We start from the raw sequence: 6,505 nt of genomic DNA, 5'->3' as shown, positions 1-6,505 counted from the left end.
GACCTGGGTGGACTTGCCCACCCCTTCCCCGCATTCAAAGATGATGAAGCGGGCCTGTCTGCGATTTGGCGCTTCAAGCATGGTCAGGCTGATTCCTTGGTCCAGTTTCTTTTAGGTCAACTCGGGGGATGGGGGAAGGTTTGGGCGGGAATTAGGCTGAAGAGCCGGCGGCTCCTCGCGATGGATTGCCGGGAGCGAACTTGCCCTCCGGGCCGGCCCCCCCGCCATTCGCGCGTAGCGCTCATGGCCTTTTCGCCTAAATTCGCTCCACTGGAGCGAATTTGCCCTTCGGGCCGGCTCAAAGCCAGCCAAGCGCGAGCTTTTTCAGGGCGTCGCTGGCGCGACGGACGAGGTCGCCTTGCGGCACGTCTTCGGCGGCGAAGAGCGGCGCGCTTTGGACGAGCTGGTCATTGCAGAAGACGCGCAGTTCGGCGACCCGCTGGCCGGCGGAAACGGGGGGCAGCAGCGGGCCGACATAGTGGACGCTGGCCGAGAGGCAATCGCGCGAGCCGCGCGGCAGATAGAGCGCGATTTCGCCCTTGCCGACGAGACCAACACTGCCGCTGGCGCCGCCATAGACGTCGGCATAGGCGACGACGCTGCCATTTGGATAGGCTTCGAAACGCTCGAAGGCGCGCATGCCCCAGGTGAGGAGTTTACGCCCCTCTTCGGCGCGTTCGCGCATCGAGCCGAGGCCGTGGACAACGGCGACCAGGCGGCGGTCGCCCTGGGCGGTCGAGATGACGGCGCCATAGCCGGCTGCCTGGGTGTGGCCGGTTTTGAGGCCATCGACGCCAATGCCGACTTCGATCAGCGAATTGCGGTTGGCCTGCTTGATGCGGTTCCACTCCATCTCGGGCTCCGAGAAGTAGTGATAGAATTCGGGGAATTCGCGGATCAGATAGCGGCCGAGATCGGCGAGGTCGCGGGCGGTGGAATATTCGTCGGGGTCCGGCAGACCGGTGGCATTGGTGAAATGGGAGCCGTCGAGGCCAAGTTCGCGGGCCAGTTCGTTCATCATCGAGGCAAAGGTGCCCTCCGTGCCGGCGATGCCTTCGGCAAGGACGATGGCGGCGTCGTTGCCGGACTGGATGATGACCGAGCGAATGAGGTCTTCTACGCGGATCTGGGAATTGAGCACGGCGAACATAGTGGAGCCGCCGGAGGCCGCGCCGCCGGTGCGCCAGGCATTTTCGGAAACGAAGAACTGGTCGTCCAAGCTGATGCGGCCGGCGCGAAGCTCATGAAAAACCACGGCAAGGGTCATGAGCTTGGTCATGCTGGCCGGTTCGAGGCGTGTGTCCGCGTCCTTCTGGAAAATTACCGTGCCCGACTCGTAATCCATCAGCACCGCGAAGCGGGCCTTGGTCTCGAAATTGGCCTGCGCCAGGGCGGGAAAGGCACTGGCGACGGCGATGAGAAGGACAAGAAGCAGTCTCACGGGCAATACCTTGCGTTGCGGCCGTTCTGGCCGGATTCGGCTCGGCGATCGGCCCTAAATTAATAGAGAATTATGTCGCCAAGGCCAAGTTCTCGCGCCAGGGCAAGGGCGTCTTCCTTGGTGGCGCCGGGCTTCAGATAGGTCAGGGTCAGGCGTGTGGAGGGCGTGCCGTTGACGAGCACCTGCTCTTCATCGACCGCGCCGAGAACGGCGAAGCGTTCGGCAAGCTTGATGGCATTGACCTGATTGGAGAAAGTGCCGAGGCCCATCTTGAAGGCACGGCTGTCGGCATCGACGCTCTTGGCCCAGGCCTGGAGGTCGGGCGAGCCGACGGCCATGGAATTGACGGCCTGGAAGGCTGTGCCAATTCCGGCATCGACGCTTTCAGGCGTCACATCAGCATAAGAGAACAAGCCATTGAAGAAGTTGGCGGTCATGCCGACGAGGCTGCGGTTGCTTTCGGCCGAGGCGACGCGGACATTGCTGGTGTCGAAATCGCGCGGGCCGGAATAGCTGGCCATGAGCACGCGGGTGTCGTCGCCCTCGAGCGGAGCTTCGCCGACATACTGGACCTGCACATTGGCAGAGCCGTTGTTGACGTAGCCGAGCATGGCGGCGGCCTGGTGAGAAAGGTCGACGACGCGGCCGGCGACATAGGGGCCGCGGTCATTGATGCGGACGATCAGCGAGCGGCCATTGTCCTGATTGGTGACGCGGACATAGGACGGCAGCGGCAGTGTCGGGTGGGCGCCGGTGATGGCATTGGCGGAGAAAATCTCGCCATTTGCCGTGCGGCGGCCGTGGAAATCGGAGCCGTACCAGGAGGCGGTGCCGGAGGCCTGGTAGTTCGGATTGTGCTGCGGCACATAGGTTTTTCCGCGCACGGTGTAAGGCTGGCCGACCTGATAGCGGCCACCACCACGCGGCGGATTGGGATCATTGGTGACGCGCGGGGAAACGGCGACGCCATATTCCTTGGAGGTGAAGGCACCGCGCTTGACGGTGGCGCCAAGGCCTCCCCCGCCGCCCATGCAGGCAGCGATGGTGGGGGCGATGAGCGCGCAGAGCGCTACGGTGCGAACGAAGTGGCGCCAAGTGGTCGTCACGGTACTCATTACTCAACACGCTTGGATCAGGCGCACGCATTTTACACAGCGTACGTACAATTTTCCGCAAATTGTCATCGGGCTGGTTGAGGAGACGTTAATGCTGGCAGACTGTTAGCCATGAGCGCGGCATTGGGCGGAACTTGGTTAGCAAGTGGTGAATTCAGGGGGCGCTGGAGCGCCCTGCCCGGTCAATTTGACAATCTCGGCAATATGGCCATGATGGCCGGCATGAGCACCGATTTTGTTTTCGCCCCCCAGACCCGCGACGGTCATCGCCTGGCAGGCTGATTGCCTGGTGTTGCTACCTGCCTTGTAGGCAAGAGCGGCACCAGGAGGCTCTACACACCCCACACTTTCCTGTTTTGCCCGTGACGTCTGCTGCCCGCAGGCGACATCGGCACGTCTCATTGAGGCTAATGCGATGACCTTCAAGTATTCCGTCACCCTTCCCATCAGCGGCGGCAACAAGCTGACCCGGTTTAAGGACTGGGCCGAGCAGCATGTGCCGGCCGTGCGTTACAGCCTGCCGCCCCAGACCCCGATCAAGACCGAAACCATGACCGTGCGGCTGGCCTCGCTCGAAGAGCGGCAGCATCTGCTGGTCGCCTTCGCCAAGTCTTCGCAGATGTGAGGAGACCCAAAGTGCCAGCCCTCAGATTCTGCCGGTCCTGTGCCGGTCCGCGGCCCCGGGCGGCACGCCGATGCCCGTGGTGCCTCAGGGACTACGACAGCGCGCAATCAACACCGGAGCATCTGTTCGATGCCCCCGAAGGCCGCGGCGGCGCGCGGCCCCAACCCTTGGGAGACAATGTGAGATGACGACACTTTCGCTCAAGGACTGGTCGCAGTCGCCCCAGATCATGGTCGGCGCCCGGGAACACCGGCGCCTGACCACGGCGGCGCTGATCGATGTGGAACAGGATTCCGACCAGGTCGATTTCCTGCTCTATGAACTCGACCGCGCCGTTATCGTGGAAGACGCGCTGCTGCCTGCCGATATCGTGCGGACCGGCAGCGTCGTGCGCTATCGCCTAGCGACAGGCGAAGAGCGGACGGTCAAGCTGGTGCTGCCCGAGGCCGTTGCCGGCCGGGATTCCTACCGGATCTCGGTGACGTCAAAGCATGGGGCGGCGCTGCTGGGGCTTAGGCCCGGACAGCTCATCGCCTGGATCGATGCCGGCGGCAGCGCACATAGCGTCGAAGTGCTCCGGGTGGCCAATACGGCCTGAGGGAGACGCGGGGAGCCCGGCTACGGGCTCCCTTTTTGGTTCTAGCTCAGGTCGAGCTGGCCTTCACCGACGATCACGGCGTGGCCGCCGATGGCGCCGTGAATGAGGACTTCGTTCTCGCGGCGCAATTGCAGCGAGATGCGGCAGAGGCGGCCCATTTCCTTGCCCTGGCGCAGCATGTAATCGGCCTGGCCACTGGCGAAGTCGGCCTCGTCGGAGAGAAGGCCGATCAGCGCCGCGGCGGCGGAGCCGGTGCCCGGGTCTTCACCTGCGGTATTGCTGAACATGCGCGCGGCGATGTCGTTGTCCGGCTCTTCTGGCGTCAAGGTGAACACGTAGGCCGAGTGGTGGTCGTGGAAGAACACCTCGTTGAACATGGCAACGTTCGGACGGACGCGGCGGAGGACGCCGGCGTCGCGCACGGGGATGAGGTGGAAGGTGACGCCGGCACTATAGACGGCGGGCGCGAAGACATCGCAACCAATCTCCTCGACTTCGATGCCCAGGCCTTGGGCGATTGAAAGCTTGTCGGTCATGTCGGCGACCTTGCTCGATAGGCGCGGCAGGGCGAAGCGGGCTTCGCCGGAGCGCTTGTCGGCCTTTTCGAAAAGGGCGGTGACGAGGCCGATCCTTTCTTCCATGCGGACCGCGGTGCGGTCATTCTGGAGGCCCAGCACGACGGCGGCGCCGACGGTGGGATGGCCGGCAAAGGGCAGTTCCTCGAAGGGCGTGAAGATGCGGATGCCGGCCGAGTTGCGCTCGTTCTGCGGCTTGGTGATGAACACCGTCTCGCTGAGATTGAACTCGCGCGCGATGGCCTGCATCTCGTTATCGAGAAGGCCATCGCCCTTGAGAACCACGGCGAGCTGATTGCCCTGCAGCCGGTCGCGGGTGAAGACGTCAAGGAGGAGATAGTCGAGCTTCATCTCAGGTCTCGGGCAACGCGAAATCGGCGCGGTTGCGGCCGAGATAATCGCAGAGGGCATCGACTGCGACGCCATGATCCTTGCGGCCCGGCAGGCCGGAAATTGTCAGTGAGCCGATAATGCCGGCGCCCGGCACGCGCAACGGAAAGCCGCCGCCGGCGATGACATAGTCTGCCGGATCAGCACCGGACTGGGGCGGGAACGGCGCTTCGCCGCGTTCGAGCACAAGACGATAGCTGGAGCGCTGGAAGCGGCGCACTGAGTTGATCTTGCGGCGCACCCATTCGGCATTGTCGGCACTGGTGCCCGGAGTGGCGGAGAAGAACAGCTGGCGATCCCAGGTGCGGATATCCACCACGAGGGACAGGTCATCCTTGAGGGCGCGGGCGCGAATGCTCGCGCCGATCTCGAAGGCCACGGCCTCGTCGAGAGCGGTCAGGACCAGCTCTGTCTCCTGGCGCTTCACCAGGGCGATATCGTCGTCGATGGGCATGTCATTCATTCCTGATGTGAGCGGGTCCAGGCCTCGAAAAGCGGCGTGCGGTCAAGCGCGCCCCTGGCGAAATTGACAAAGGCGGGATCGATATGGGTCCAGGCGGCCTTGCTGTCGGTCCAGATATTGCCGACAGGCGCGGCCCAATCGATGTCATCGAGAGTGCCGGCGCGCACGACCTTGATGTCGGCTGCGGGCGGATCGTTCCAGAGCCAGCCGTGGCAATGGGCGCAGAAATTCATGGCGATGACATTGCCGCTTTCGGCCTTGCGGTCATAGCGCGCGATTTCGCCCTGCAGCAGCTCGAAATCGGCGTTGCGGACAATCATCGACATGGACCAGCCCGCGCCGGAAAAGCGCTGGCAGTCCTTGCAATGGCAATTGTAGACCGAGAGCGGCGAGGCTTTCAGGCGGTAGCGCGCGCCACCGCATTGGCACCCACCTTCAACGGGAAAGTCCGGCAAAGCCATGGCCCTGTCCTCCATCAAGCGAGCTTGGTTCTACTGCATCGGCGACGCTGTTCTAAAGCGAAATCTTGCCGTCCTGCCAAACATCCAGAAGCTCTGCCGTGTAGGCCATCACGTGCCCCCTGCCCGTCGCGTCGGCTGCACGCTTGAGCGCGACAACGTCGGCAAGTTCGCGATGCTCCTGCTGGTCAAGATTGGCGCGGATTCTCGTCACCAACTCATCGGCCGATGCATCGAAATGAAAAGCCTGACCGATCGAAACACGCGGCCCATCGAGCACGGCAACGAGATTGCCCAGCCGAGCATCGGCCGCATTGAGCCCGGTCTCTTCGCTCAGCTCGATTTCGGTCGAACGCGCGACATCCACGCGCCCGTCTTCGCGCACATCCCGCGGCTCCAGCGATCCGCCGGGCGGATAGATACGCCGCGCATTGGCGGTGTCCTCGCCCATCACGCCGAGAATGAGGAACCCGTCAGCCGAAATCACCAGCGCCGAGCCAAAGAGATTGCGAATGCCCATCTCGGGAAAGCCGGCCTCGCGCCAGGTCAGAAAGGCCGAAAACGCATCCTCCCGCGCCTCCGAGCGCAGGATGCCATCTCCGCCGATGACCGGCGGCGATACCCCCAGAATTCGCCCATCCCACAGGTGAGGATTAGCTTCCAGCATCGCCGCCCAGCGCCCGGAGATCGACGCGCGCAGATTTTCCGGCATCGGCCAGGCACCAGGCACGAAACGGATATCGACGCCATTGATGGGAAGGACGCTAATGCTCATGGGCAGGACTTCTCGACGCTGAAAAACAAAACGGGGGCCGAAGCCCCCGTCTCTACTAACCAATT

At 63.4% G+C, this 6,505-nt stretch carries 9 protein-coding genes; 3 read left to right on the top strand and 6 right to left on the bottom strand.

Translation table 11 applies throughout. The annotated features are described in order from the left end of the window. Window positions 1-298 precede the first annotated feature (298 nt). Complete coding sequence (locus J0I64_RS09620; RefSeq protein ID WP_291407543.1) at window positions 299-1,441, bottom strand: D-alanyl-D-alanine carboxypeptidase family protein; 1,143 nt, start codon at window positions 1,439-1,441, stop codon at window positions 299-301. 59 nt (window positions 1,442-1,500) lie between these two features. Further along, a complete protein-coding gene (locus J0I64_RS09615) occupies window positions 1,501-2,556 on the bottom strand; it encodes a septal ring lytic transglycosylase RlpA family protein (protein ID WP_291407542.1) in 1,056 nt (351 codons plus the stop codon). A 111-nt stretch (window positions 2,557-2,667) separates the two neighbouring features. On the opposite strand from J0I64_RS09615, the gene J0I64_RS09610 reads away from it, so the two are divergent. From J0I64_RS09610 to J0I64_RS09600, 3 genes are all read left to right on the top strand, one after another. After that, window positions 2,668-2,838 carry a hypothetical protein gene (locus J0I64_RS09610; protein ID WP_291407540.1) on the top strand — a complete coding sequence of 57 codons (171 nt, stop codon included), beginning with the start codon at window positions 2,668-2,670 and terminating at the stop codon, window positions 2,836-2,838. Between the two features lie 133 nt (window positions 2,839-2,971). Further along, window positions 2,972-3,181: a hypothetical protein gene (locus J0I64_RS09605; RefSeq protein ID WP_291407538.1), complete on the top strand. Its 210-nt coding sequence runs from the start codon at window positions 2,972-2,974 to the stop codon at window positions 3,179-3,181. 184 nt (window positions 3,182-3,365) lie between these two features. Continuing rightward, window positions 3,366-3,779: a GreA/GreB family elongation factor gene (locus tag J0I64_RS09600; protein ID WP_291407536.1), complete on the top strand. Its 414-nt coding sequence runs from the start codon at window positions 3,366-3,368 to the stop codon at window positions 3,777-3,779. Between the two features lie 41 nt (window positions 3,780-3,820). Here the strand turns inward: J0I64_RS09600 and J0I64_RS09595 are convergent, their stop codons facing one another. Genes J0I64_RS09595 through J0I64_RS09580 form a run of 4 tightly spaced genes read right to left on the bottom strand, consistent with a single transcriptional unit; the run spans window position 3,821 to window position 6,440 of the window. Next, on the bottom strand, window positions 3,821-4,705 hold the full coding sequence (locus J0I64_RS09595; RefSeq protein WP_291407535.1) for a PhzF family phenazine biosynthesis protein: 885 nt from the start codon (window positions 4,703-4,705) through the stop codon (window positions 3,821-3,823). A 1-nt stretch (window position 4,706) separates the two neighbouring features. Then, a complete protein-coding gene (locus J0I64_RS09590) occupies window positions 4,707-5,198 on the bottom strand; it encodes a heme-degrading domain-containing protein (protein ID WP_291407533.1) in 492 nt (163 codons plus the stop codon). Window positions 5,199-5,203: 5 nt separating this feature from the next. Then, window positions 5,204-5,668 carry a GFA family protein gene (locus J0I64_RS09585; protein ID WP_291407531.1) on the bottom strand — a complete coding sequence of 155 codons (465 nt, stop codon included), beginning with the start codon at window positions 5,666-5,668 and terminating at the stop codon, window positions 5,204-5,206. A gap of 52 nt (window positions 5,669-5,720) precedes the next feature. After that, the gene (locus J0I64_RS09580; RefSeq protein WP_291407529.1) at window positions 5,721-6,440 is read right to left on the bottom strand and encodes a hypothetical protein; all 720 of its coding nucleotides are present in this window, start codon (window positions 6,438-6,440) and stop codon (window positions 5,721-5,723) included. Window positions 6,441-6,505: the final 65 nt, after the last annotated feature.

It is taken from the genome of Devosia sp., from assembly GCF_017307565.1.
Taxonomy (GTDB): Bacteria; Pseudomonadota; Alphaproteobacteria; order Rhizobiales; family Devosiaceae; genus Devosia.
The sequence above is the reverse complement of the archived record's forward strand: the minus strand, read 5'-3'. Positions and strand labels throughout refer to the sequence as shown.

Excerpts from the sequence above, each read along its gene's own strand:
- J0I64_RS09585 (WP_291407531.1), bottom strand. The coding sequence starts at position 5,668 with ATGGCTTTGCCGGACTTTCCCGTTGAAGGTGGGTGCCAATGCGGTGGC.
- J0I64_RS09615 (WP_291407542.1), bottom strand. The coding sequence starts at position 2,556 with ATGAGTACCGTGACGACCACTTGGCGCCACTTCGTTCGCACCGTAGCG.
- J0I64_RS09580 (WP_291407529.1), bottom strand. The coding sequence starts at position 6,440 with ATGAGCATTAGCGTCCTTCCCATCAATGGCGTCGATATCCGTTTCGTG.
- J0I64_RS09610 (WP_291407540.1), top strand. The coding sequence starts at position 2,668 with ATGAGCGCGGCATTGGGCGGAACTTGGTTAGCAAGTGGTGAATTCAGG.
- J0I64_RS09595 (WP_291407535.1), bottom strand. The coding sequence starts at position 4,705 with ATGAAGCTCGACTATCTCCTCCTTGACGTCTTCACCCGCGACCGGCTG.
- J0I64_RS09600 (WP_291407536.1), top strand. The coding sequence starts at position 3,366 with ATGACGACACTTTCGCTCAAGGACTGGTCGCAGTCGCCCCAGATCATG.
- J0I64_RS09590 (WP_291407533.1), bottom strand. The coding sequence starts at position 5,198 with ATGCCCATCGACGACGATATCGCCCTGGTGAAGCGCCAGGAGACAGAG.
- J0I64_RS09605 (WP_291407538.1), top strand. The coding sequence starts at position 2,972 with ATGACCTTCAAGTATTCCGTCACCCTTCCCATCAGCGGCGGCAACAAG.